Genomic DNA, 25,088 nt, shown 5'->3' with positions numbered 1-25,088 from the left:
GTCGTTGCGTGTGCGCCCGAGTGGCGCACCCATCGGAGAAACTGCGCCTTTGCGCGAGTGAAGAATTGAGTATTTAAAGGAAAAGCGATGAGTACTACTGCTTTGGTAGAAGGCAAGATCGTACAGTGCATCGGCGCGGTGATCGACGTGGAATTTCCGCGTGAATCCATGCCGAAGATCTACGACGCGCTCATTCTCGAAGGTTCGGAGCTGACGCTCGAAGTCCAGCAGCAGCTGGGCGACGGCGTGGTCCGTACCATCTGTCTGGGTGCTTCGGACGGTCTGCGCCGCGGCACGGTCGTCAAGAACACGGGCAACCCGATCAGCGTGCCGGTCGGCAAGCCGACCCTCGGCCGTATCATGGACGTGCTGGGCCGTCCGATCGACGAAGCCGGTCCGATCTCGAGCGAAACCACGCGTGCGATCCACCAGAAGGCTCCGGCGTTCGATCAACTGTCGCCGTCGACCGAGCTGCTCGAAACCGGCATCAAGGTTATCGACCTGATCTGCCCGTTCGCAAAGGGCGGTAAGGTGGGTCTGTTCGGTGGCGCCGGTGTGGGCAAGACCGTGAACATGATGGAACTGATCAACAACATCGCGAAGGAACACGGCGGTTACTCCGTGTTCGCCGGTGTGGGCGAGCGTACCCGCGAAGGGAACGACTTCTATCATGAAATGAAGGACTCGAACGTTCTCGACAAGGTCGCGCTGGTGTACGGCCAGATGAACGAGCCGCCGGGCAACCGTCTGCGCGTCGCGCTGACCGGCCTGACGATGGCCGAGCACTTCCGTGATGAAGGCCTCGACGTGCTGTTCTTCGTCGACAACATCTACCGTTTCACGCTGGCCGGTACCGAAGTGTCGGCGCTGCTCGGCCGTATGCCGTCGGCAGTGGGTTATCAGCCGACGCTGGCTGAAGAAATGGGTAAGCTGCAAGAGCGTATTACGTCAACGAAGACTGGCTCGATTACGTCGGTGCAGGCCGTGTACGTCCCTGCGGACGACTTGACCGACCCGTCGCCGGCTACGACCTTCGGCCACCTGGACGCAACCGTCGTGCTGTCGCGTGACATCGCTTCGCTCGGTATCTACCCCGCGGTGGACCCGCTCGATTCGACCTCGCGTCAGATCGACCCGCACGTGATCGGGGAAGAGCACTACTCGATCACGCGCGGAGTGCAGCAAACGCTGCAGCGCTACAAGGAACTTCGCGACATTATCGCGATTCTGGGCATGGACGAACTCGCACCGGAAGACAAGCTCGCCGTCGCGCGCGCTCGTAAGATCCAGCGTTTCCTGTCGCAGCCGTTCCACGTCGCTGAAGTGTTTACGGGTTCGCCCGGCAAGTACGTGCCGCTGAAGGAAACGATCCGTGGCTTCAAGATGATCGTCGAAGGCGAGTGCGATCACCTGCCGGAGCAAGCGTTCTACATGGTCGGCACGATCGACGAAGCCTTCGAAAAGGCCAAGAAGATCCAGTAAAGGTCGGGTGTAACGAAGCGGGCGCGGGCCTCGCGCATCACGACTGCCTAGACGGTAGTGTTGCGCAAAGCCGGCGTCTCTGATTACGCTCAACCCGCCTTGCATGGGACGGGAGTCAGCACCCAAGCGCTAACTCTCGTCGACAGGAGTCGACACATATGGCAACCATTAAAGTAGACGTCGTCAGTGCGGAAGAGGAAATCTTCTCGGGCCAGGCGAAGTTCGTCGCGCTGCCAGGCGAAGCGGGTGAACTCGGCATTCTGCCGGGCCACACGCCGCTCATCACGCGGATCCGTCCGGGTGCGGTGCGCATCGAAGTTGAAAATGGCGAAGAAGAGTTTGTCTTCGTCGCCGGCGGCATCCTCGAAGTTCAGCCGGGCGCAGTGACGGTTCTTGCCGACACCGCGATCCGCGGCAAGGATCTCGACGAAGCCAAGGCCGAAGACGCACGCAAGCGTGCGGAAGAGGCGCTGCAAAACACGGGCTCGAACCTCGAGTACGCAACCGCACAGGCGGAACTTGCGTACGCGACGGCGCAGCTCGCGGCAATCCAGCGTCTGCGCAAGCTGCGCGGCCAGCACTAAAGCAGGACGTAGTAGAAGAAAGCAGCCCGCGTGGCTGCTTTTTTTGATATCTGATTGACGTTTACGTAAAGGTCGGCAAAATCCACGAGGTGGGAGACAGAGGCGTCGGTCGGCAGGGGCGGTGCGGGTAAGACTTCATTCCGGCCAGATACGCGCTGGTGCACAATCGATTTCAAATTCATTTCAATCGAGCGCGCTGGCGCTCACGGAGACAACACCATGGCAACGCATAGCTCGGGCGAAGCTGCACTCATCGAACCCGCGGATGGACTGTCGTATGTGCGTGGGTCGACTGAAAATCCGCTGAGCGAAGCGACCGTCGGCGAGTTTCTGCGCGACACCGCCGCGCGCTTTCCGGACCGGCCGGCCGTGGTGTTTCGCGAACAGCGCATCCGCTGGACGTGGAGCGAATTTGCGCAAGAAGTGGATGTGCTTGCGTCCGGGCTGCTTGCACTTGGCATCGCAAAGGGCGATCGCGTCGGCATCTGGTCACCGAACCGCATCGAGTGGCTGCTCACGCAGTTCGCGACCGCGCGGATCGGCGCGATCCTCGTCAATATCAATCCGGCCTACCGGCTCGCGGAGCTCGAATATGCGCTGAACAAGGTCGGTTGCAAGGCGATCATCACCGCCGAGCGCTTCAAGACGTCGATGTACCTGGAGATGCTGCAGGAGCTCGCGCCCGAACTCGCGACGCAGCCGCCGGGCGAACTGCACGCCGCGCGGTTGCCGGAGCTCCGCTACGTGATCCGCATGTGCGACACGGAGACGCCAGGCATGCTGAGCTTTTCCGACGTGATCGAGCGCGGGCGTGCAAGTTTCGACGCCGCCCGGCTCGATGCGATCGGTGCGACGCTGTCGTGCAGTGAACCGATCAACATCCAGTTCACGAGTGGCACGACGGGCAATCCGAAGGGCGCGACGCTGACGCATCGCAACGTCGTGAACAACGCGCGCTATATCGCGATGACGATGCGGCTCGGCGAGCAGGACGGCCTGTGCATTCCAGTGCCGCTGTACCACTGCTTTGGGATGGTGCTGGCGGTGCTCGCGTGTGTGTCGGTCGGGGCGAACATGGTGTTTCCGGGCGAGGGCTTCGATCCGGCCGCGACGCTCGCTGCGACCGCCGAGGAAAAATGCACCGCGCTGCACGGCGTGCCGACGATGTTCATCGCCGAACTCGACCATCCGACGTTCGCCTCGTACGACTTTTCGCGGCTGCGCACCGGCATCATGGCGGGCTCGCCGTGCCCGATCGAGACGATGAAGAAGGTCGTCTCGAAGATGCATCTGAGTGAGATCACGATCGCCTACGGCATGACGGAAACTAGCCCGGTCTCGTTCCAAAGCTCGACGACCGACCCGCTCGACAAGCGGACGACGACGGTCGGGCGCATCCAGCCGCATCTCGAAGTGAAAATCGTCGATCCGCTCGGCAATATCGTCCCGGTTGGCGAAACCGGCGAGCTATGCACGCGCGGCTACTCGGTGATGCTCGGTTACTGGGACGACGAGGCGAAGACGCGCGAGAGCATCGTCGATGGCTGGATGCACACGGGCGACCTGGCGACGCTCGACGCCGAAGGCTATTGCAACATCGTCGGTCGGCTGAAGGACATGCTGATTCGCGGCGGCGAAAACATCTATCCGCGCGAGATCGAGGAGTTTCTGTTCCGCCACCCGAAAATCCAGAGCGTACAGGTGTTCGGCGTGCCCGATACCAGGTACGGCGAAGAAGTATGCGCGTGGATCGTCCTGCGTCCGGGTGAACAGGCAACGCCAGAAGAGATCCAGCAGTTCTGCCAGGGACAGATTGCCCACTACAAGGTGCCGCGCTACATCCGCTTCGTCGACGAACTGCCGATGACCGTGACCGGCAAGGTGCAAAAATTCGTGATGCGCGAGCGCATGATCGGCGAATTGAAACTCCGGGAGGACAAGACGGCATGAGGCTGCCGCGGAGCGCTAGTCAGGCAAAGATGAGCAATAGGTAGAGGGCCGAACTGGAGTTGCGCGCCGAGGATTCGTCGCGCGCAAACGTTTGAGCAGACGAAAAAAAAGCGGGCCTGGAGCCCGCTAAAAACCACACGCTACGGGGTTAGCGCGAGGAGACCAATGATGGGACGGTTACGCCGACGACCCTGCGTCGATTACGGCCCCAGCAGGGATGCCCCTTCACAGGGCTTCGGCAAGCGCCGACCGGCAAGTGCATTGTATCCGCTCACACCACGCACACAGCCACATCCGTGTTGAAACCGTTGAGGGCATTGTGGGCGAATTAACCTACGAAGGCGGTAACAAAGTGTTTCAGGTTGTAACGCCCGCCAGATATGGCGCTGCGGGATTTATTGCCAAGATAAAGCACATGAAAAGTAGTTTTTACCGGTGACTGCGCCGCAATTTAATACGCATGATTGATGCCATTCATGACGCATATTGCAGTAGAAATGAGGTCACTGATCAGTGTGAAATCGTTGCATCTGCAGCTTTGGGGGGACGCACTTCCTGTGTAACAAGCACTCCGACTCTGCCCCGAAATACCACGCAATCCGGCGAGAAGTTGAGCGGCGATGCAGCAATGCGAATCCGCTTGTGCAGTTTGTTAAAAAGGGGCGTAACGCTTCGTCGGAGAGCTAAGCCGACAGTTATTACGACCCAAAGACGTCGCTCCTGGTTACATCCTCGCCGACACGAAACCGTCAGGCCTGCGCAGGCCGCCCATGCCGCAATTAGTTTGCAGCTGACGGCCTCGCATGGACACGGTCGGCTTACTTCAACCACTTGTCCGAAATGGCCTGATACTCGCCGGTCGCCCGAGCGAGGTGCAGCCACTGATCGACGTATTGCTGGAACGCGACGTCGCCGCGCGGCACGAGCCATGCCTTCTCGCCGTACTGGAACGGCTTGTCCGGATGCACAGAGCATAGGCCGGGATTGAGCTTCTGCTGCAGCAGCGTTTCCGACGCATCCGTCACCATCACATCCGCCTTGCCCGCGAGGATCTGCTTGAAGATCGTCACGTTGTCGGGATAAACGGTCACGTTCGCGTGCGTGAAGTATTGCTTCGCGAACTTCTCGTTTGTGCCACCGGGATTGACGATGACTCGCGTGGACGGTTGATCGATCTGCGCGACCGTCTGATATTTGCTGACGTCGTCGCAACGGACGATCGGCGTCTTGCCGTCGATCATGTAAGCCTGAGTGAAGAACGCATGCTTTTGGCGCTCGAGCGTCGGCGACACACCGCCGATGCCGATGTCGCACTTCGCGACGAAGTCGTTCATCAGGTTCGACCACGACGTCTTGACGAATTCGACCTTCACACCGAGCGACTTCGCGAGCGACTCAGCCATGTCGATATCGATGCCCTCGAACTGGCCATCGCCTTTGTAAAACGAGTACGGCTTGTAGTCGCCGGTAGTGCAGGCGCGTATCGTGCCGTGGCTGACGATGTCGTCGAGCCTGGACGGCGCGGCCGCGGCGCTTTGCGCGTTGGCCACGCCGACATGCATCAGGACGCCGGCGAGCGCGCCGAGCATTGCGAGTGCTGCTTTCTTCATCGAGTCTCCTGTGTTGTGTAGTGTGTAATTCATCGGTAAAGCTGTCGGATAGTAGCTTGGCAGCGCGGGCTTGAACATCGGCCATTCAGCCAGGGCGACGCGGGCAGCGGAAGCCAGCGATCCCGAAGCCGTGCACGCAGTGGCGGCCGGTAGCGACAGAGGTGCGCCGAACTGCAGCCCGCCCGTACTTTCCACGACGCGCCGTCGCAACATCGATTACCCCGCGATGCGCGATGTCCGCAGCCGCCTCCGGTAAAATGCTCCTCTGCCCTCAGCTCTCCAGTCGCACGCAACGTGGCCCATCAACTCCTGAACGACACTTTCCTGCGCGCGCTGCTGCGCCAGCCCACCGACTACACGCCGATCTGGCTGATGCGGCAAGCTGGCCGCTATCTGCCGGAATACAACGCCACGCGTGGCCGCGCGGGCAGTTTCCTCGGTCTCGCGAAGAATCCGGCTTTCGCGACGGAAGTCACGTTGCAGCCGCTCGATCGGTATCCGCTCGACGCCGCGATCCTGTTCTCCGACATCCTGACCGTGCCCGACGCGATGGGCCTTGGTCTCGAGTTCGTTAACGGCGAGGGGCCGAAATTTGCCCGTCCGGTGCGCACCGAAGACGACGTCGCGCGCCTCGCGGTGCCGGACATCGACGCGACACTGCGCTACGTGACCGACGCCGTGCGTGAAATCCGCATGGCGCTGAAGGACGCGCAAGGCCGCCAGCGCGTGCCTCTGATCGGCTTCTCAGGCAGCCCGTGGACGCTCGCGTGCTACATGGTCGAAGGCGGAGGCTCGGCGGACTTTCGCACGGTCAAATCGATGCTCTACGCTCGTCCAGATCTGCTGCAGCGGATTCTCGAGATCAACGCGCGCGCCGTCGCCGCCTATCTGAACGCACAGATCGAAGCCGGCGCACAAGCAGTGATGATTTTCGACACATGGGGCGGAGCACTCGCCGACGGCATCTATCAGCGCTTTTCGCTGCGCTACATCGAGCAGGTGGTCAGTCAGCTGAAGCGCGAGCACGACGGCGAAAAAGTGCCCGTGATCGCCTTCACGAAGGGCGGCGGCCTGTGGCTCGACGACATCGCCGCGAGCGGTGTCGACGCGGTGGGCCTCGACTGGACCGTGAACCTCGGCAAGGCGCGCGAGCGTGTCGGTGGCAAGGTGGCGCTTCAGGGCAACATCGATCCGTCGGTGCTGTTTGCACCGCCCGCCGCGATCCGCATGGAAGCGCGCGCGGTGCTCGACAGCTTCGGCAATCATCCCGGCCACGTTTTCAATCTGGGTCATGGCATTTCGCAGTTCACGCCGCCAGAGCATGTTGCCGAGCTGGTCGACGAAGTGCATCGTCACAGCCGCGCTATTCGTAGTAGTGCACATACGCCTGCGTGAGACTGTAATCGTTACCGTTTCGTGTTGCATCGCAGCGAATTGGGCTCTGGGCCTAAGGACCGTAGTTCCGCGAAGAGGCCGTCAGATGGTGGTCTTACGAAAGTCAAGAGTTGACTTATGCACACTTCGCACGCTGCGGCGCAGTAGAGGGTTTAATCGTGGCCCGACCCTTGCACATACCCGGCGCATTTGATCTAAGCCTTGTCGGGCAAGGCTTTGCGGGGAGCGAGAGGAAATGTACGGAATCCCACACAAGGCCGTCGCCACGCCGTTTGCGGCCTATCGAGGCGAAGTTCTCAACAAAGTTATCCACAGGGCCGCGAGCGAGCGCAATTGTTCAGTCGAATCCAAAACTTAGCGGTGAAATTAAGGTTTTACTTTAACTTCGACGGCTTGGCGTCCCGCACGAGCCACCCCGCGCCGCGATTCGGCCTCGTGCCGGCTCATCCTCAGCGTCACGCCGAGTGAACGAAGTGTTCGTCCGCGTCGCGCTCGATCATCCGCTGCCGACCCTGTTTGACTACCGCTGCGGAACATCCGAAGCGGCTGTCGTGGGCACGCTCGTCAGCGTTCCCTTCGGCAAGCGGCACGTGGTGGGTTTGGTCTGCGAAGTGGCTGCCCACAGCGACGTGCCCGCCGAACGCCTGCGGGATGTGGATAAGGTCTGCACGTCGTGTCCGCCGGTATCAGCGCATTGGCTCGCGCTCGCCGCGTTCGCCGCTGACTATTATCAACGCGGTCTCGGGGAAGTAGCGCTGCCCGCGCTGCCGCAGGCGCTGCGCGACGCGTCGCGCTGGGCGCGGCTGTTCGCGCCGGAAGAGCGCTATCGGTTGACGGCCGAGGGCCGCAGGGCATTGCCTGACGCGTTGCCGGCCCGCGCGACGGCGCTCAGAGCGCTCGCGCAAGCACTCGCGCAAGCCGACTTCCTGCTCGCCGCTGACGCGCGCGCGCTGCATCCGAAGGCGCTCGCGACACTCGACACATGGCAGACCGCCGGCTGGGTGACGCTCGAAGTGATCGACGCCGCCGCCGTGCCCGCCGCGGCTTCACTGCCGGGCACGCCAGCGCCGGTCCTGCCGACTCTCACCGACGAGCAGGCGAGTGCCGTCGAAGCGATCCGCGACGCCGACGGCTTCGCGCCGTTCCTGCTGCACGGCGTGACGGGCAGCGGCAAGACCGAGGTGTACCTGCGCGCACTCGCCGCGATTCTGGCGGCCAAGCCCGATGCGCAGGCGCTCGTGCTGGTGCCGGAAATCAACCTGACGCCGCAGTTCGAGGCGGCGTTCCGCGCCCGCTTCGCCGCGCTCGACGCCAGCGCGATCGTCACGCTGCATAGCGGCCTCGCCGAAGGCGAGCGCGCCCGCAACTGGTTCGCCGCCCACACCGGCCGTGCGCGCATCGTGCTCGGCACACGGCTCGCGGTACTCGCGTCGCTGCCGCGGCTGGCGATCATCGTTGTCGACGAAGAGCACGATCCGGCCTACAAGCAGCAGGAGGGCTTGCGCTATTCGGCGCGCGATCTCGCAATCTATCGGGCGAAGCAGCTCGGTGTGCCGGTGGTGCTCGGCTCGGCGACTCCATCGCTCGAGAGCTGGTGGCAGGCCGATCAGGGCCGCTACAAGCGGCTCACGTTGTCGCGCCGGGCCGTCGCCGACGCCGCGCTGCCGACCGTGCGCCTGATCGATCTCGAAGACGAGCTCCGGCGCGGGCGGGCGTCGATAGAAGGCTTGTCGGGTCCGTTGATCGCCGCGATGAAGGCGCGGCTCGAACGCGGCGAGCAGAGCCTCGTGTTCCTGAACCGACGTGGCTACGCGCCGCAACTCGCCTGCGACGCGTGCGGCTGGGTGGCCGGTTGTCCGCGCTGCAGCGCCTACGTCGTGCTGCACAAGCCCGAGCGCGCGCTGCGCTGCCATCACTGCGGCTGGGAGTCTCGTATCCCGCGTTCGTGCCCGGAGTGCGGCAACGTCGATATCGCACCGCTTGGGCGCGGCACGCAGCGCGTCGAGGAAACGCTCGCCAGCGCGGTGCCGGGCGCCCGCGTGCTGCGTATCGATGCCGACAGCACCCGCCGCAAGGGCAGTGCGCAGGCGTTGTTCTCGGATGTGCACGCGGGCGAAGTCGATATTCTGGTCGGTACGCAGATGATCGCGAAGGGACACGACTTCCAGCGCGTGTCACTGGTTGGCGTCCTGAATGCCGACACCGCGCTGTTTTCGCACGATTTCCGCGCGAGCGAGCGCCTGTTCGCGCAGCTGATGCAGGTGAGCGGCCGCGCTGGCCGCGCCGGTCTGCCGGGCGAAGTGCTGGTGCAGACGCGCTATGCGCGTCACGCGCTGTATCACGCGCTGGGTCGCCACGACTACGTCGGCTTCGCCAATGCCACGCTCGCCGAGCGACGCGACGCGCACCTGCCGCCGTTCGTCTACCAGGCGCTGCTGCGCGCCGAAGGCCGCACGCTCGAAGCGGCGCTCGCGTTTCTGGAGAAGGCCGCCGCCGAACTTGGGCAGATTCCAGCCGCCGAGCGCGTCACAGTGTACGACGCGGTGCCGCTTACTATCGTCAAGGTGATGCACGTGCATCGCGCGCAGTTGCTGATCGAAAGCGCGTCGCGCGCGGCGCTGCAGGCTACGCTGCGCGCGTGGCAGCCGCTGTTGCGCGCCGTCAAGGGCGTGCTGCGCTGGAATCTCGAGGTCGATCCGCTCGACATCTGACGCCACGGGCCAGGTTACGCCGGCCTTACTTCTTCGAGTCATATCCATAGAGCGAATGGTCGTTTCGCTTTGCGATCGCGCTCGCCTATATTCGCCAAATCGGCGCATTTTGCGGCTAAACGACAATAACTTCGCGCCGATGCCATCCAACCTTCTCGGGGCATCTGCAATGAGCGACAGCCATCACACCGTGCCGGCGGGCGCCGCGCCGGGTCAGCGGCAAGGTACACAAGACGCGCAAACGACACGAGGCAGCGGCTTTTCGCTGACCGAAGACTGGCTCGCTGCCGGCGTCGGCCTGCTGGTGATCGTGATTGCGTGGGCGTTGTTCGCGTCGGGCAGCAGCATCAAGTGGCTAGCGGTGGCGCCGGCCAAATGGTCGAGCGTCCCACAGGCTGCGCAGGACATCGGCAAACATCTACCCAACTACCTCGCGCTGTTCGCGACATTCGCCGTGCTGTTCGGCGCGAGCGTCGCTCTGCTCAGGCAGCGTGTCGGGGCGTTTCTGGCCGCGTTCGTCGTCGTATTCGTCGCTTCCGCGTTGATCCTGACGCTCGGCGCGTGGGTCGACGCGTCGAAGTACAACCTCGAGCCGCCGCTCGTCGCGCTCGCGCTCGGGCTGCTCGTGTCGAACCTGTTTACGCTGCCGCAGTGGCTCGGGGCCGGGTTGCGCGTCGAGTTTTACATCAAGGTCGGCATCGTGCTGCTCGGCGCGACGCTGCCGTTCACACTGCTCGTGTGGGCGGGGCCGGTGGCGGTCGTGCAGGCGAGCATCGTGTCGTTGGTGACGTTCTTCGTAATTTTCTTCGTTGCGCGCGCGTTCGGGCTCGATCGGCGCTTCGCCGCCGTGCTTGGTGTCGGCGGCGCGGTGTGCGGCGTGTCGGCGGCGATCGCGATTGCCGGCGCGGTACGGGCTAAGCGCGAGCAGGCGTCGGTCGCGATCACGTTGGTCGTGCTGTGGGCGGTCGTGATGATCTTCGTGCTGCCGTTCGTGTCGCGCTCGCTAGGACTGTCGACGGCGGTCGCCGGCGCCTGGATCGGCACGTCCGAATTCGCCGACGCCGCGGGCATCGCCGCCGCCCAAGCCTACGGCGATTTCGCGCGGCACGCGGGCGGCGCGATCGCCGGCGCGCCGGAAGCGTCGTTGCAGGCGTTCACGCTGATGAAGGTGGTCGGCCGCGACATCTGGATCGGCATTTGGGCGTTCGTGCTCGCAATCGTCGCGACGACGCGCTGGGAAGCGCAGGACAGCGGCGTTACCGCGCGCGCGAATGCCGGTGAGATCTGGGCGCGTTTCCCGAAGTTCGTGCTCGGTTTCGTGATCGCGTCGGCGTTGGTCACGTGGATCGCGAGTCATTATTCGCTCGCCGATTACCGCAAGGTCGTCACGCCGGCGTTCGTCGCGCCGATCACGGTGCTGCGCACGTGGGCGTTCACCTTCTGCTTCCTGAGCATCGGTCTGACGACGCGCTTCCGCTCGCTTGCCGCGACCGGTCTGAAACCGTTCCTCGCGTTCACGGCGGGCGTGGTAGTCAATATCGGGATCGGTTATGCATTGTCCGCGCACGTATTCGCGTCGTACTGGAACAGCCTCGGATAGCGCCCATGAAGATTTCGATCGGTCGGGGTGCCGGCGGTGCCCCATACACAGGCGCCGTAGAGCGCGGCGGTGCAGCTGACGCGCCGTGCTGTGCAGGATGCCGGCATCGCGTGAGCGAACGGGACGGGCTCGAGCAGCGCATTCCGGGGCTTGTCGCGTTTAGTTCGGGGTTCGGCGCGAGCGTCGCCGATAGCAGGCTGTGCCGTCTGCACGACCAGCTGGTATCACCCGGCGATGTCTGTGCGCAGTTCGAGTCGGTTGCGCCGTCGCTCGGGCCGCGCTGACCCATCAGCGATCTTCGGGCGCCAAGCTCGGCGCCAATTCATCCGCGAGCGCCCCATCCGCGCGCGTCCGGCTTCATGAACCGTCGCGCGGGCTCCGCTGATCTCAGTCGTTGAGCACGTTTTGCGCATCGCCCGCCGATCCACGCGAGGCCGCGCTTGCCTGTTTGCGCTCCTGTTCGCGCCGATTCGAGCTTCTGGTCGCGCCTCGAATAAAAAATACCGCACAGGCCGCGCACATCACCCAGATGCCCAGTATCACCAGCCACTTTTCCATCACACCAACCCTCGGGAACCCCGTTTATCTTTTCTGCATGCCCTGAAACCGACGTTTCGGGCTGTCCGTCATCGTGCTTCTGTATATCGGCGCGCGAAGTCGTTTGATAAGGCTTATTTCAAAAAGAATCACGCCAGGGAAAGTACCGATCGAAAACAACCCAGTCCAACTCTCGCGCACCTCCCGGAAACCCCCACCGCATAAGGCTCCCGGCGTGGTGCAACCAGCCTGTCGAATTGGTTGCACCTTTTTATTTGTAGGCGTACGATTCGCCCAACTTTTTAGTCTTTCGCCAGGCTCACGCCCGGTATCAAAGAAGGAAACATGGCTAGCACCACCCTTGGCGTCAAGGTCGACGACCTCCTGCGTTCCCGGCTCAAAGATGCCGCCACCCGCCTCGAACGCACCCCGCACTGGTTGATCAAGCAGGCGATTTTCGCCTACCTCGAAAAGATCGAGCACGGCCAGTTGCCGGCCGAACTGTCGGGCGCAGCCGGCACGGCCGATCTCGCCGACGGCGCGGCGGTCGAGAACGAGGAAGACGGCGCGTCGCATCCGTTCCTCGATTTCGCGCAGAACGTGCAGCCGCAGTCGGTGCTGCGTGCGGCGATCACCGCCGCGTATCGCCGCCCCGAGCCCGAGTGCGTGCCGTTCCTGCTCGGCCAGGCGCGTCTGCCGGCCAACCTCGCGGGCGACGTCCAGGCGATGGCCGGCAAGCTCGTCGAAACGCTGCGCACGAAGAGCAAAGGCGGCGGCGTCGAAGGGCTGATCCACGAATTTTCGCTGTCGAGCCAGGAAGGCGTTGCGCTGATGTGCCTCGCCGAGGCGCTGCTGCGCATTCCCGATCGCGCGACCCGCGACGCGCTGATCCGCGACAAGATCAGCAAGGGTGACTGGAAATCGCACGTCGGCCAGGCGCCGTCGCTGTTCGTCAACGCGGCGACCTGGGGTCTGATGATCACCGGCAAGCTGGTGACGACCAATAGCGAGACGAGCCTGTCGTCGGCGCTCACGCGACTGATCGGCAAGGGCGGCGAGCCGCTGATCCGCAAGGGCGTCGACATGGCGATGCGCCTGATGGGCGAGCAGTTCGTCACGGGCGAGAACATCTCCGAAGCGCTCGCGAACAGCCGCAAGTACGAGGCGCGCGGTTTCCGCTATTCGTACGACATGCTCGGCGAAGCGGCCACCACCGAAGCCGACGCGCAGCGCTACTTCGCCTCCTACGAGCAGGCGATCCACGCGATCGGCAAGGCCGCCGGCGGCCGCGGCATTTACGAAGGCCCGGGCATTTCGATCAAGCTGTCGGCGCTGCATCCGCGCTACTCGCGCGCCCAGCAGGAACGCACGATGAGTGAGCTGCTGCCGCGCGTGCGTTCGCTCGCGATCCTCGCGCGCCGCTACGACATCGGGCTCAATATCGACGCCGAAGAAGCCGACCGCCTTGAACTGTCGCTCGACCTGCTCGAAGCGCTGTGCTTCGATCCGGAGCTGCAAGGCTGGAACGGTATCGGTTTCGTCGTGCAGGCGTATCAGAAGCGCTGCCCGTTCGTGATCGACTACATCGTCGATCTGGCGCGCCGCAGCCGTCACCGCATCATGGTGCGGCTCGTGAAGGGCGCGTACTGGGATACGGAAATCAAGCGCGCGCAGGTCGACGGCCTCGAGGGCTATCCGGTTTACACGCGCAAGGTCTACACCGATGTGTCGTACCTCGCCTGCGCGAAAAAACTGCTCGGCGCGCCCGATGCCGTTTATCCACAGTTCGCGACGCACAACGCGCACACGCTGTCGGCGATCTATCACCTCGCCGGCAACAACTACTACCCCGGCCAGTACGAGTTCCAGTGCCTGCACGGCATGGGCGAGCCGCTGTACGAAGAAGTCACCGGCCGCGACAAACTGAACCGCCCGTGCCGCGTGTACGCGCCGGTCGGCACGCATGAGACGCTGCTCGCGTACCTCGTGCGCCGGCTGCTCGAAAACGGCGCGAACACGTCGTTCGTGAATCGCATCGCCGACGAATCCGTCGCGATCAAGGACCTGGTCGCCGATCCGGTCGAGGAAGCGTCGAAGATCGTGCCGCTCGGCGCGCCGCACGCGCGCATTCCGCTGCCGCGCAATCTGTACGGTGCCGAACGGCTCAATTCGATGGGCCTCGATCTGTCGAACGAGCATCGGCTCGCGTCGCTGTCCTCGGCGCTGCTCGCGAGCGCGCATCATCCGTGGCGCGCCGCGCCGATGCTGGAAGACAACCAGATCGCCGTCGGCGCCGGGCGTGACGTGCGCAACCCGGCCGACCAGCGTGACCTCGTCGGTACGGTCGTCGAAGCGACGCCGGAGCACGTGAGCGCCGCGCTCGGCCATGCGGTGGCCGCCGCGCCGATCTGGCAGGCGACGCCGGTCGAGGCGCGCGCCGATTGCCTCGCGCGTGCCGCCGATCTACTCGAAGCGCAGATGCACACGCTGATGGGACTCGTGGTGCGCGAGGCGGGCAAATCGCTCGCCAACGCGGTCGCGGAAATCCGCGAGGCGATTGACTTCCTGCGCTACTACTCGGCGCAGATCCGCGACGAGTTTTCGAACGACACGCATCGGCCGCTCGGTCCGGTGGTCTGTATCAGCCCGTGGAATTTCCCGCTGGCGATTTTCATGGGCCAGGTGGCTGCCGCGCTCGCGGCCGGCAACACGGTGCTCGCGAAGCCGGCCGAGCAGACGCCGCTGATCGCCGCTCAAGCGGTGCGGATTCTGCGCGAAGCGGGCGTGCCGGCGGGCGCGGTGCAACTGCTGCCGGGCAATGGCGAGACGGTCGGCGCCGCGCTGGTCGCCGATCCGCGCACGCGTGCGGTGATGTTCACCGGTTCGACCGAAGTCGCGCGTCTGATCAACAAGACGCTGTCCGGCCGGCTCGATCCGGATGGCAAACCGATCCCGCTGATCGCCGAAACCGGCGGCCAGAACGCGATGATCGTCGACTCGTCGGCGCTCGCAGAGCAGGTCGTCGCCGACGTGCTGCAATCGTCTTTCGACTCCGCCGGTCAACGGTGTTCGGCGTTGCGCGTTCTATGTCTGCAGGACGATATCGCGGACCGCACGCTCGAAATGCTGACCGGCGCGATGCGCGAGCTCGCGCTCGGCAACCCGGACCGGCTGTCGACCGACGTCGGGCCGGTGATCGACCTCGACGCGAAGCGCGGCATCGACGCGCACATCGCGGCGATGCGCGACAAGGGCCGCAAGGTCGAGCAACTGCCGCTGCCGGAAGGCGCGACGCAAGGCACTTTCGTGCCGCCGACGCTGATCGAACTCGACAGCATCGACGAGCTGAAGCGCGAAGTGTTCGGCCCGGTGCTGCACGTGGTGCGCTATCGTCGCAGCCAGCTCGACAAGCTGCTCGAACAGATTCGCGCGACGGGTTACGGTTTGACGCTCGGCATTCATACGCGCATCGACGAAACGATCGCGCACGTGATCAGCCACGCACACGTGGGCAACATCTACGTGAACCGCAACGTGATCGGCGCGGTGGTCGGGGTGCAGCCGTTCGGCGGCGAAGGACTTTCGGGTACGGGGCCGAAGGCCGGTGGCGCGCTGTATCTGCAGCGTCTGCTTGCGAAGCGTCCGGCCGGTCTGCCGAAGTCGCTCGCGCAGGCGCTGGTGGTCGAAGTACCGCAGGCGGCGCAGGCCGCGGAAAAGGGCGGCAATCCGGCGGCCGCGCTGACCGCATTGCGCGACTGGCTGATCGCCGAGCGCGAGCCGCAGCTTGCCGCGCGTTGTGACGGCTATCTGTCGCATGTGCCGGCGGGCGCGACTGCGGTACTGTCGGGGCCGACCGGCGAGCGCAATACCTACACGCTGGGCCCGCGCGGCACGGTGCTGTGTATCGCGTCGACGGCGAGCGGCGCGCGCGTGCAGTTCGCGGCAGCGCTGGCTACGGGAAATCGTGCGTTGTTCGAAGGCGCGGCCGGTGAACAATTGGTCTCGCAATTGCCGGCGTCGCTGAAGGCGCACGCGAGCGTGAAGAAGAGCGCCGACGCGCCGTTCGACGCCGTGCTGTTCGAAGGCGACAGCGACGAGCTACTCACGCTCGTGAAAGAGGTAGCGAAGCGCGCGGGGCCGATCGTGTCGGTGCAGGGCGTCGCGGCCCGGGCGCTCGCGAGCGGCGACGAGGACTACGCGCTCGAGCGTCTGCTGACCGAGCGCTCGGTCAGCGTGAATACCGCGGCGGCAGGCGGTAATGCGAATTTGATGACGATCGGTTGAGCGAACCTCGGCGATTTCTTCAATAGAAAGGAAGCGGGCACGGCGACCCCGACACCGCTTCATCCACACCTGGTATCAAGGAGAAGCTATGCAACACAAAATGAAACAGCTGGCAGGCGCAGCTCTGGTTGCCGCTATGTCGCTGGCGGGGACGGCCAACGCTCAATCGACGGAAGACGTGAAGATCGGCTTCGCCGGTCCGATGACGGGCGCACAGGCGCACTACGGCAAGGACTTCCAGAACGGCATCACGCTCGCGGTCGAAGAGTTCAACGCGACGAAGCCGGTGATCGGCGGCAAGCCGGTTCGCATCGTGCTCGACTCGGCCGACGACCAGGCCGACCCGCGTACCGGCACGACGGTCGCGCAGAAGCTCGTGGATGACGGCATCAAGGGCATGCTCGGCCACTTCAACTCGGGCACGACGATTCCGGCCTCGCGCATCTACGCGAACGCGGGCATTCCGCAGATCGCGATGGCGACCGCGCCGGAATACACGCAGCAGGGCTTCAAGACGACCTTCCGCATGATGACGTCGGACACGCAGCAAGGCTCGGTCGCCGGCACGTTCGCGGTGAAGAACCTCGGCATGAAGAAGATCGCGATCGTCGACGATCGCACCGCGTACGGCCAGGGTCTCGCGGATCAGTTCGAGAAGGCAGCGAAGGCGGCTGGCGCGACGATCGTCGATCGTGAATACACGAACGACAAGGCCGTCGACTTCAAGTCGATCCTGACCAAGCTGAAGTCGTCGAACCCGGATCTGATCTATTACGGCGGCGCGGATTCGCAAGCCGCACCGATGGTCAAGCAGATGAAGCAGCTCGGCGTGAAGGCGCCGCTGATGGGCGGCGAAATGGTCCACACGCCGACCTTCATCAAGCTCGCCGGCGACGCGGCGAACGGCACGGTGGCTTCGCTCGCCGGTCTGCCGCTCGAAGAGATGCCGGGCGGCAAGGCGTATGTCGAGAAGTACAAGGCGCGCTTCAACGAAGACGTGCAAACGTACTCGCCGTACGCGTTCGATGGCGCGATGGCGATGTTCGCCGCGATGAAGAACGCGAACTCGACCGATCCGGCCAAGTACCTGCCGGTGCTCGCGAAGACCTCGAAGCCGGCCGTCACGTCGAGCAACCTCGCGTACGACGAGCGCGGCGATCTGAAAAACGGCGGTATCACGCTGTACAAGGTCGTCGATGGCAAGTGGACGACGCTGCAAAGCGTGGGCGGCAAGTAAGTTTTTTGCTGAACCCGGTTGACCACAAAAAAACCCCGCTTCGGCGGGGTTTTTTCATGAGCGGCGCATTCGACGCGCTATCCGGTCACGCGGTCACTTTCACTCCCCTCGCATCTTCCTCCCCTGCTCACGAATCATCTCGAGCGTCGCCGCCGGCGTGCTGGCTTCCTGCGGCATCCGAATTTCGATCACGGCCGGCAGCTGCGATTCGATCGCGCGCTGCAACGCCGGCAGAAAATCCTCGGTACGCTCAACGGTCTCGCCATGCGCGCCGAACGACCGCGCAAATGCAGCGAAGTCCGGATTCGTGAGACCGGTGCCATGCACGCGATGCGGATAGTGCCGCTCCTGATGCATGCGGATCGTGCCGAAATGGCTGTTGTTGACGACGATAAACAGCACGCGCAGGTCGTACTGCATCGCGGTTGCCAACTCCTGCGCGGCCATCATGAAGCACCCGTCGCCGGCGAGCGCGACCACCGCGCGTTGTGGATACATCGATTTTGCCGCGAGCGCCGCCGGCACGCCGTAACCCATCGCGCCGCTCGTCGGTGCGAGCTGCGATCGGAAGTGTCGATATGAGAAATGCCGATGCAGCCACGTCGCGTAATTGCCCGCGCCGTTGGTGAGGATCGCGTCCTCGGGCAAGTGCGCGCGCAATTGCTGGATGACTTCGCCCATCTGTACGTCGCCGGTAATTGGACGCGGCTTGCGCCATTCCAGATACACGCGATGCGCTTCCCCGGCAGCACCGGCCCAAGCCAGCTTGCCTGACGATGACGGCTTCAACTCCGCAAGCATCGCCGCAAGCTCAGGCATGCCGGAGACGATCGGCAGATCCGCCGCATAGACACGACCGAGTTCTTCCGCTCCCTGATGCACGTGCACGAGAGTCTGCTTCGTCTTCGGAATGTCGAGCAGCGCGTAGCCGTTGGTCGTCGCTTCGCCGAGGCGCGGACCGAGCGTGAGAAGCAAGTCCGCGTCGCGAATGCGCTGAGCGAGCGCGGGATTGATGCCGAGACCGACGTCGCCCGCGTAGTTCGGATGCTCGTTGTCGAAAGTGTCCTGGAAGCGGAACGCGAGGCCGATCGGCAACTGCCAGTTTTCGATGAAACGCCGCAGGTCCGCGCATGCGGCCTCTGTCCAGCCGCTGCCGCCAGCGATCACCATCGGCCGTTGCGCGTCTTCGAGCAACTCGCGCAGTCGCGCGATCTGCGCTGCCGACGGCGACGCCGCCACGCGATGATAAGCGGGCGCGCCAGGCACCGCATCGCAGGCATCGCTCAACACGTCTTCGGGCAATGCCAGCACGACCGGCCCCGGCCGCCCCGAAGTGGCCGTATGAAACGCATGGCTCAGATATTCGGGGATACGCTTCGGGTCGTCGATCTGCGCGACCCACTTCGCCATCTGACCGAACATGCGCCGGTAGTCGATCTCCTGGAACGCCTCGCGATCGAGGTGTTCGCGAGCGCACTGGCCGATCAGCAGGATCATCGGCGTGGAGTCCTGAAACGCGGTGTGCACGCCGATCGACGCATGCGTCGCGCCCGGTCCGCGCGTGACCAGCGCGACGCCCGGACGGCCGGTCAGCTTGCCGACCGCTTCGGCCATGTTCGCGGCCGCGGCCTCGTGACGGCAGACGATCGTCTGGATGCGCTCGGTTTCGTCGTGCAGCGAATCGAGCACGGCGAGAAAGCTTTCGCCGGGAACGCAGAACACGCGTTCGACGCCGTGCGTGAGCAACGCATCGACGACGAGGCGCGCGCCGGTCGTGCGTGCGGTCTGGGAAGCGGAATTGGCAGCGGGAGCATTCGGCAGCGACATTGCGAAGAAGCCTCCTGGCAGTGCGTGAGTGCGTTGGAATGGAGCCGCATCGACAAAATCTCCAAGAGCGGCCGATGCGATGGGTGCTACGTCAGCTTACGCCGAGCACGAGGGCGCTGTCATGGCGCAGCGCAACTGTTTGATCGGCATAGGCGCAACGCGATCGCCCAAATGAAAAACGCGGGCCGCAGGGCCCGCGCTTTTCCGATGCGATCGCGTGCAATTGAATGCGGCGCTCAACGAGTCAACATTCGACGATATTCACCGCGAGTCCGCCGCGCGACGTTTCCTTGTACTTTGTCTTCATGTCCGCGCCGGTTTCACGCATCGTCTTGATCACCGAATCGAGCGACACATAGTGGCTGCCGTCGCCGCGCAACGCCATGCGCGCGGCATTGACTGCCTTCACCGATGCCATCGCATTGCGCTCGATGCACGGAATCTGCACCATGCCGCCAACCGGATCGCAGGTGAGCCCGAGGTTGTGCTCCATGCCGATTTCCGCCGCGTTCTCGACCTGCTTCGGCGTGCCACCCATCACGGCGGCCAGCGCGCCCGCGGCCATCGAGCAGGCGACGCCGACTTCGCCCTGACAGCCCACCTCCGCGCCGGAGATCGACGCGTTCAGCTTGTACAGGGTGCCGATCGCGGCGGCCGTCATCAGGAAGTCGATCACGCCCTGCTCGTTCGCGCCCGGCATGAAGCGCGTGTAGTAATGCAGCACCGCCGGAATGATGCCGGCCGCGCCGTTGGTCGGCGCGGTGACGACGCGCCCGCCCGCGGCGTTCTCTTCGTTGACGGCGATCGCGTACAGGTTGATCCAGTCGACCATCGACAGCGGGTCCTGCAACGCGCGCTCAGGATTGCCCGTCAACGCGCGATACAGTTGTGGCGCGCGCCGCTTCACCTGGAAGGGGCCGGGCAAGTGACCATCGGCGTCGGGATTGTTGATGCCGCACCCGCGCGCGACGCATGATTGCATCACGTCCCAGATCTTCAGCAGACCCGCGCGCGTTTCTTCCTCGCTGTTCCAGACTCGTTCGTTTTCCCACATCAGCTGCGCGATGCTCTTGCCGCTCGACGCGCACAGCGCGAGCAATTCGTTGCCGGTACGAAACGAGTGCGGAAGCTGGTCGACAGCGCTCAACACCTTCGTGTTCGGCGCGCCGGCCGTCACGACGAAGCCGCCGCCGACCGACAGATAGGTCGACTCGCGCAGCGTCGCGCCTTGCGCATCGAACGCGAACAGCTTCAGGCCGTTTGGATGCTCGGGCAGCGCCTGGCGATAAAACGCGATCTGCTCCTTCTGCACGAAAGGTACCTCGTGCGTGCCGAGCAGCGCGAGTTTGCGCGACGTGCGCACCGCTTCGAGCCGTTGCGCGATCGTGTCGGGATCGACGGTGTCGGGCGCATCGCCCATTAGGCCTAGCATCACCCCGCGATCGGTGCCGTGCCCCTTGCCGGTCGCGCCGAGCGAGCCGTACAGCTCCGCTTTCACCGCTGCGGTGGAATCGAGCAGCCCGTCGCGCTCGAGTCCCTGGACGAACATCAGCGCCGCGCGCATCGGCCCGACCGTATGCGAGCTCGACGGACCAATGCCGATTTTGAAGAGATCGAAGACGCTGACTGCCATGTACTGCTCCCTGCCTATGGATAAGAGTTTAGCGCGCCGGCAGCGGCAAGCACACGGCGAGCCACGCGGGCGGCGTCGGTGCGAGCTGCAGCGCGACTGGCGTAAAGCGTCCATCGAGACGCGCCGCCAGGTGAAACAGTTCCGCCGCGTTCTTCGGGTCCCACCGACCCGAATAGCCGGGCAAGCCGGCCTCGCGACGTCTCGCATCGAACGCGACGTTCGAATGCACGAATTCCTCGTGCGTCTGGGTGCCCATCGCAAACGGCACGAGCCAGTTCAGCGCGGCGAGCAGCGTCGCGCCGTTCGCGCCCTTCTCCTGCAGCCAGTTGCGGTTATGGCGGCGCGCGGCGAGCGCGGCTGTCACCAGTGGTTGCAGATCGTAGGTGACGTAGTGCAGCGCATCACGCTCGCCGAAGTCGATCGTCGAGCCGTCCGGTGCGATGTTGTCGCCGATATGCTCCACGAACAGCCGCTGTGCGGCGTTGATCATCTTGCGATTGTCGAGCGTGAACGCGGCCATTGCGATCAGCTTGATGCGGTGGCTTTGCCAATTGTTACGGAACGTGCCGGTGAGCGGCCGCGGCTGCGCGTCGATCTGTGCGATATAGCCGTTGGCGAACTTAGTCAGAAACGCCATCGCCGCGTTGCGCGTTTTGACGGGCAGCGCGCTCGCGGTCATGTCATACGCGAGGATCAGCCCTTCGAAACCCGTTTCGTCGATCGGATTGAAGCTCGGCTGATAGGTCGTGACCCATGCATACAGCAGGCGGTCGACGAGCTTCAGGAACCGGTCGTCGCTGGTCGCGCGCCACGCGAGCGCGGCGTCGCGCAGCAGGTCGAGATCCTTCTGCGCTTCGACGCTCTGATCGTAGATACCCTCGTGCGGCAGCGTGCCTTCGGTGTGCAGTTTCGCGAGCGCGTGGGGCTGCTCGTTCAGATGCGCCAGCACGTTGGCGACGAGCGCCTTGACGCCGGGATCGGCATTGGTGCGCTCGCTCGTTTGCAGCGCCGGCGCCGCGCAGAAATTCATCGCGGCTTGCGCCTCGCGCAGCGGCAGCAGCACGGCGGCACCGGCCAGCAACACGGCGTAAGCGGGTCGCCACGGACGGCGACCCGCCGCCTCGTCCCGGCTTTGCATCAATCGCACCTTTCGCGCCATGCGAAACTCCTCGTTAGGCTGATTCGGTGTGTGATGTTAGCCGGTTGCGGCTTTCAACAACAGGATCGCGCGCGGACGCTGATGGACCTTTGCAGCGCCGCGCGTGACGTCCCGTGACTCGCTGTTACTCGTAATCGGCGATCGGCACGCACGAGCAGAACAGGTTGCGATCGCCGTACACGTTGTCCGCGCGGCCGACCGGCGGCCAGTATTTGTTCGCGATCAGCGTCTTCAGCGGATACGCGGCCGTCTCGCGCGCATATGCATGCTTCCAGTCGTCGGCGATGACGACCGCCGCCGTATGCGGCGCGTGCTTCAGCGGATTGTCCTCGCGGTCCGAGCGGCCTTCCTCGACCGCGCGGATTTCCTCGCGGATCGCGATCATCGCCTCGATGAAGCGGTCGAGCTCTTCCTTCGACTCCGACTCGGTCGGCTCGACCATCAGCGTGCCCGGCACCGGGAAGCTCATCGTCGGCGCGTGGAAGCCGTAGTCGGCGAGGCGCTTGGCGACGTCGTCGACGGTGATGCCGCTCGTGTCCTTGATCGGACGCAGATCGAGAATGCACTCGTGCGCGACGAGGCCGCCGGGGCCCGAGTACAACACCGGATAGTGCGGCGCGAGCTTGTTCGCGACGTAGTTCGCGTTGAGGATCGCGGTTTCGGTCGCGGCGGTCAGATTCTTCGCGCCCATCATCGCGATGTACATCCACGAGATCGGCAGGATCGACGCCGAGCCGTACGGCGCGGACGACACCGCGCCAATGCCTTGCGGCGCCCGCTCGTAGCCCGACGAAGTCTGGTTCGGCAGGAACTGCGCGAGGTGCGCGCCGACCGCCACCGGACCGACGCCCGGTCCGCCGCCGCCGTGCGGAATGCAGAAGGTCTTGTGCAGGTTCAGGTGCGAGACGTCGCCACCGAACTGACCCGGAGCGCACAGACCGACCATTGCGTTCATGTTCGCGCCGTCCACATACACCTGGCCGCCGTGCGCATGCACGATCTCGCAGATTTCGCGGACGTTCTGCTCGAACACGCCGTGCGTCGACGGGTATGTGATCATGATCGCCGCAAGCTTATCGGTGTGCTGCGCGGCCTTCTTCTTCAGGTCTTCGATATCGACGTTGCCCTGAGCGTCACATGCGACGACCACGACCTGCATGCCAGCCATCTGCGCCGACGCCGGGTTCGTGCCGTGCGCCGAAGCGGGAATCAGGCAGACGTTGCGCTGCGCCTCGCCGCGCGACGCGTGATAGGCGTGGATGATCAGGAGACCCGCGTACTCGCCCTGCGAGCCCGCGTTCGGCTGCAGCGATACGGCCGCATAGCCGGTCGCGGCGACCAGCATCTCTTCGAGCTGATCGATCATCTCGCGGTAGCCGACGGTCTGTTCGGCCGGTGCGAACGGATGGATCTGGCCGAACTCGGGCCATGTGACCGGCAGCATTTCCGACGTCGCGTTCAGCTTCATCGTGCACGAGCCGAGCGGGATCATCGAGCGATCGAGCGCGAGGTCCTTGTCCGACAGGCTGCGCAGATAGCGCAGCATTTCCGTTTCCGAATGATGACGGTTGAACACCTGATGCGTCAGGTACGCGCTCGTGCGTTCGAGCGCGGCCGGCACCGACGCGGTCTTCGATGCGCTCAGTGCGGCGTCGAGCGCGTCGACTTGCGGCACGTCGCTCTTGAAGGCCGCTTGCGCGAACACCGCGAGCAGGTCGGTCAGATCGTGGCGGGTGGTGGTTTCGTCGATCGACAGGCCGACTTGCGTCGCGCTCACGTGGCGCAGGTTGATGCCCTTCGCCGTGGCCGCGTCGTGCAGCGCTTGCGTGCGTGCGCCGGTGTCGAACGTGAGCGTGTCGAAGAAGGTTTCGTTGACGAGCTTGTAGCCGAGTTGCTTCGCGCCTTCGGCGAGCAGCGTGGCGATGCGGTTCACGCGCAGCGCAATCGTCTTCAGGCCGTGCGGCCCGTGATAGACCGCATACATGCTCGCCATGATCGCGAGCAGCGCCTGCGCGGTACACACGTTCGAGGTCGCCTTCTCGCGGCGGATGTGCTGCTCGCGCGTTTGCAGCGCGAGACGCAGCGCGGGGTTGCCTTGCGCGTCGACGGTCACGCCGACCAGACGTCCCGGCATCTGCCGCTTGAATTCGTCGCGCACCGCGAGGTACGCGGCATGCGGGCCGCCGAAGCCGACCGGCACGCCGAACCGCTGCGTGTTGCCGACGGCCACGTCCGCACCCCATTCACCCGGCGGCGTCAGAACCGTCAAGGCGAGCAGGTCGGCGGCGACGACCACATGGCCGCCCGCCGCGTGGATCGCTTCGGTCAGCGCACGGTAGTCGCGCACGTCGCCGTTCACGCCCGGGTATTGCAGCAGCACGCCGAATGCGTTGGCGTCGGCAGCCTCAGCGGCTGGGCCGACTTTCACTTCGATGCCGACCGGCGTCGCGCGCGTCTTCACGACTTCGATGGTTTGCGGCAATACGTCGTCGGCGACGAAGAACACGTTCGACTTCGGTTTGCCGACGCGTTGCAGCAGCGTCATCGCTTCGGCTGCAGCGGTCGCTTCGTCGAGCAGCGATGCGTTCGAGATCGCGAGGCCGGTCAGGTCGGTGACCATCTGCTGGAAGTTCAGCAGCGCTTCCAGACGGCCTTGGGAAATTTCAGGCTGGTACGGCGTGTACGCGGTGTACCACGCCGGATTCTCCAGCACGTTGCGCAGGATCACCGTCGGCGTATGGGCGTTGTAATAGCCCTGGCCGATGTAGGAGCGGAACACCTGGTTCTTGTCCGCGAGCTCGCGCAGGGCGGCGAGCGCTTCGGCTTCGCTCTTCGGCTGCGCGAAGGGGCCGAGCGGCAGCGCTTCGGTGCGGCGGATCGTCTTCGGGATGACGGCGTCGATCAATGCCGCGCGCGACGCGAAGCCGATTGCTTCGAGCATCGCTTGCTGGTCGGCCGTGTCCGGGCCGATATGCCGTTCGGCGAAGGCGTCGTGCACTTCGAGCGCGGCGAGCGAGAGAGGAGTGCGGTTCATCAGACGATCCGGGTGTTCGAGCTTCATGGGTGTTCCTGGCGGCGC

14 protein-coding genes are annotated in these 25,088 nt (G+C 64.4%); 9 read left to right on the top strand and 5 right to left on the bottom strand.

The window, feature by feature from the left end:
• Window positions 1-87: 87 nt before the first annotated feature.
• The 3 genes from atpD (at window position 88) to BC1002_RS15535 (ending at window position 4,016) form a co-directional block, all read left to right on the top strand.
• Entirely contained in the window at window positions 88-1,482 is a 1,395-nt protein-coding gene (atpD, locus tag BC1002_RS15545; protein WP_013090951.1) for a F0F1 ATP synthase subunit beta, read from the top strand.
• A gap of 158 nt (window positions 1,483-1,640) precedes the next feature.
• A complete protein-coding gene (locus tag BC1002_RS15540) occupies window positions 1,641-2,066 on the top strand; it encodes a F0F1 ATP synthase subunit epsilon (protein WP_008917918.1) in 426 nt (141 codons plus the stop codon).
• Window positions 2,067-2,285: 219 nt separating this feature from the next.
• Window positions 2,286-4,016 carry an AMP-binding protein gene (locus tag BC1002_RS15535; protein ID WP_013090950.1) on the top strand — a complete coding sequence of 577 codons (1,731 nt, stop codon included), beginning with the start codon at window positions 2,286-2,288 and terminating at the stop codon, window positions 4,014-4,016.
• A gap of 818 nt (window positions 4,017-4,834) precedes the next feature.
• Here the strand turns inward: BC1002_RS15535 and BC1002_RS15530 are convergent.
• Complete coding sequence (locus tag BC1002_RS15530; protein ID WP_013090949.1) at window positions 4,835-5,626, bottom strand: transporter substrate-binding domain-containing protein; 792 nt, start codon at window positions 5,624-5,626, stop codon at window positions 4,835-4,837.
• A 294-nt stretch (window positions 5,627-5,920) separates the two neighbouring features.
• Here BC1002_RS15530 and hemE point away from each other — a divergent pair, with 294 nt between their 5' ends.
• The 6 genes from hemE (at window position 5,921) to BC1002_RS15500 (ending at window position 17,390) form a co-directional block, all read left to right on the top strand.
• Complete coding sequence (hemE, locus tag BC1002_RS15525) at window positions 5,921-7,021, top strand: uroporphyrinogen decarboxylase (protein WP_013090948.1); 1,101 nt, start codon at window positions 5,921-5,923, stop codon at window positions 7,019-7,021.
• Between the two features lie 464 nt (window positions 7,022-7,485).
• Window positions 7,486-9,732, top strand: coding sequence for a primosomal protein N' (locus BC1002_RS15520; RefSeq protein WP_193373025.1), 2,247 nt, complete (start codon window positions 7,486-7,488; stop codon window positions 9,730-9,732).
• 169 nt (window positions 9,733-9,901) lie between these two features.
• The gene (locus BC1002_RS15515) at window positions 9,902-11,332 is read left to right on the top strand and encodes a YeiH family protein (protein ID WP_013090946.1); all 1,431 of its coding nucleotides are present in this window, start codon (window positions 9,902-9,904) and stop codon (window positions 11,330-11,332) included.
• A 110-nt stretch (window positions 11,333-11,442) separates the two neighbouring features.
• Window positions 11,443-11,616: a hypothetical protein gene (locus BC1002_RS15510; protein ID WP_238537898.1), complete on the top strand. Its 174-nt coding sequence runs from the start codon at window positions 11,443-11,445 to the stop codon at window positions 11,614-11,616.
• A 598-nt stretch (window positions 11,617-12,214) separates the two neighbouring features.
• Window positions 12,215-16,153 (top strand): trifunctional transcriptional regulator/proline dehydrogenase/L-glutamate gamma-semialdehyde dehydrogenase, encoded by a 3,939-nt coding sequence (gene putA, locus BC1002_RS15505; protein WP_013090943.1) that lies wholly within the window; start codon window positions 12,215-12,217, stop codon window positions 16,151-16,153.
• Window positions 16,154-16,241: 88 nt separating this feature from the next.
• A complete protein-coding gene (locus BC1002_RS15500; protein WP_013090942.1) occupies window positions 16,242-17,390 on the top strand; it encodes a branched-chain amino acid ABC transporter substrate-binding protein in 1,149 nt (382 codons plus the stop codon).
• Window positions 17,391-17,489: 99 nt separating this feature from the next.
• Here the strand turns inward: BC1002_RS15500 and BC1002_RS15495 are convergent, their stop codons facing one another.
• The 4 genes from BC1002_RS15495 to gcvP all read right to left on the bottom strand — a co-directional run bounded on the left by BC1002_RS15495 (window position 17,490) and on the right by gcvP (window position 25,070).
• Window positions 17,490-19,217, bottom strand: a complete 1,728-nt coding sequence (locus BC1002_RS15495; RefSeq protein WP_013090941.1) for a thiamine pyrophosphate-binding protein — start codon at window positions 19,215-19,217, stop codon at window positions 17,490-17,492.
• Between the two features lie 244 nt (window positions 19,218-19,461).
• Complete coding sequence (locus BC1002_RS15490; protein ID WP_013090940.1) at window positions 19,462-20,850, bottom strand: L-serine ammonia-lyase; 1,389 nt, start codon at window positions 20,848-20,850, stop codon at window positions 19,462-19,464.
• A 28-nt stretch (window positions 20,851-20,878) separates the two neighbouring features.
• A complete protein-coding gene (locus BC1002_RS15485; protein ID WP_013090939.1) occupies window positions 20,879-22,009 on the bottom strand; it encodes an alginate lyase family protein in 1,131 nt (376 codons plus the stop codon).
• 124 nt (window positions 22,010-22,133) lie between these two features.
• Complete coding sequence (gene gcvP, locus BC1002_RS15480; protein ID WP_013090938.1) at window positions 22,134-25,070, bottom strand: aminomethyl-transferring glycine dehydrogenase; 2,937 nt, start codon at window positions 25,068-25,070, stop codon at window positions 22,134-22,136.
• Window positions 25,071-25,088 lie beyond the last annotated feature (18 nt).

Origin of the sequence: Paraburkholderia atlantica (assembly GCF_000092885.1) — a bacterium.
GTDB classification, from domain to species: Bacteria; Pseudomonadota; Gammaproteobacteria; order Burkholderiales; family Burkholderiaceae; genus Paraburkholderia; species Paraburkholderia atlantica.
This window is presented reverse-complemented; position numbering and strand designations above follow the sequence as displayed.

Excerpts from the sequence above, each read along its gene's own strand:
- BC1002_RS15485 (WP_013090939.1), bottom strand. The coding sequence starts at position 22,009 with ATGGCGCGAAAGGTGCGATTGATGCAAAGCCGGGACGAGGCGGCGGGT.
- BC1002_RS15515 (WP_013090946.1), top strand. The coding sequence starts at position 9,902 with ATGAGCGACAGCCATCACACCGTGCCGGCGGGCGCCGCGCCGGGTCAG.
- BC1002_RS15495 (WP_013090941.1), bottom strand. The coding sequence starts at position 19,217 with ATGTCGCTGCCGAATGCTCCCGCTGCCAATTCCGCTTCCCAGACCGCA.
- BC1002_RS15490 (WP_013090940.1), bottom strand. The coding sequence starts at position 20,850 with ATGGCAGTCAGCGTCTTCGATCTCTTCAAAATCGGCATTGGTCCGTCG.
- atpD (WP_013090951.1), top strand. The coding sequence starts at position 88 with ATGAGTACTACTGCTTTGGTAGAAGGCAAGATCGTACAGTGCATCGGC.
- BC1002_RS15500 (WP_013090942.1), top strand. The coding sequence starts at position 16,242 with ATGCAACACAAAATGAAACAGCTGGCAGGCGCAGCTCTGGTTGCCGCT.
- BC1002_RS15530 (WP_013090949.1), bottom strand. The coding sequence starts at position 5,626 with ATGAAGAAAGCAGCACTCGCAATGCTCGGCGCGCTCGCCGGCGTCCTG.
- BC1002_RS15540 (WP_008917918.1), top strand. The coding sequence starts at position 1,641 with ATGGCAACCATTAAAGTAGACGTCGTCAGTGCGGAAGAGGAAATCTTC.
- BC1002_RS15535 (WP_013090950.1), top strand. The coding sequence starts at position 2,286 with ATGGCAACGCATAGCTCGGGCGAAGCTGCACTCATCGAACCCGCGGAT.
- putA (WP_013090943.1), top strand. The coding sequence starts at position 12,215 with ATGGCTAGCACCACCCTTGGCGTCAAGGTCGACGACCTCCTGCGTTCC.
- gcvP (WP_013090938.1), bottom strand. The coding sequence starts at position 25,070 with ATGAAGCTCGAACACCCGGATCGTCTGATGAACCGCACTCCTCTCTCG.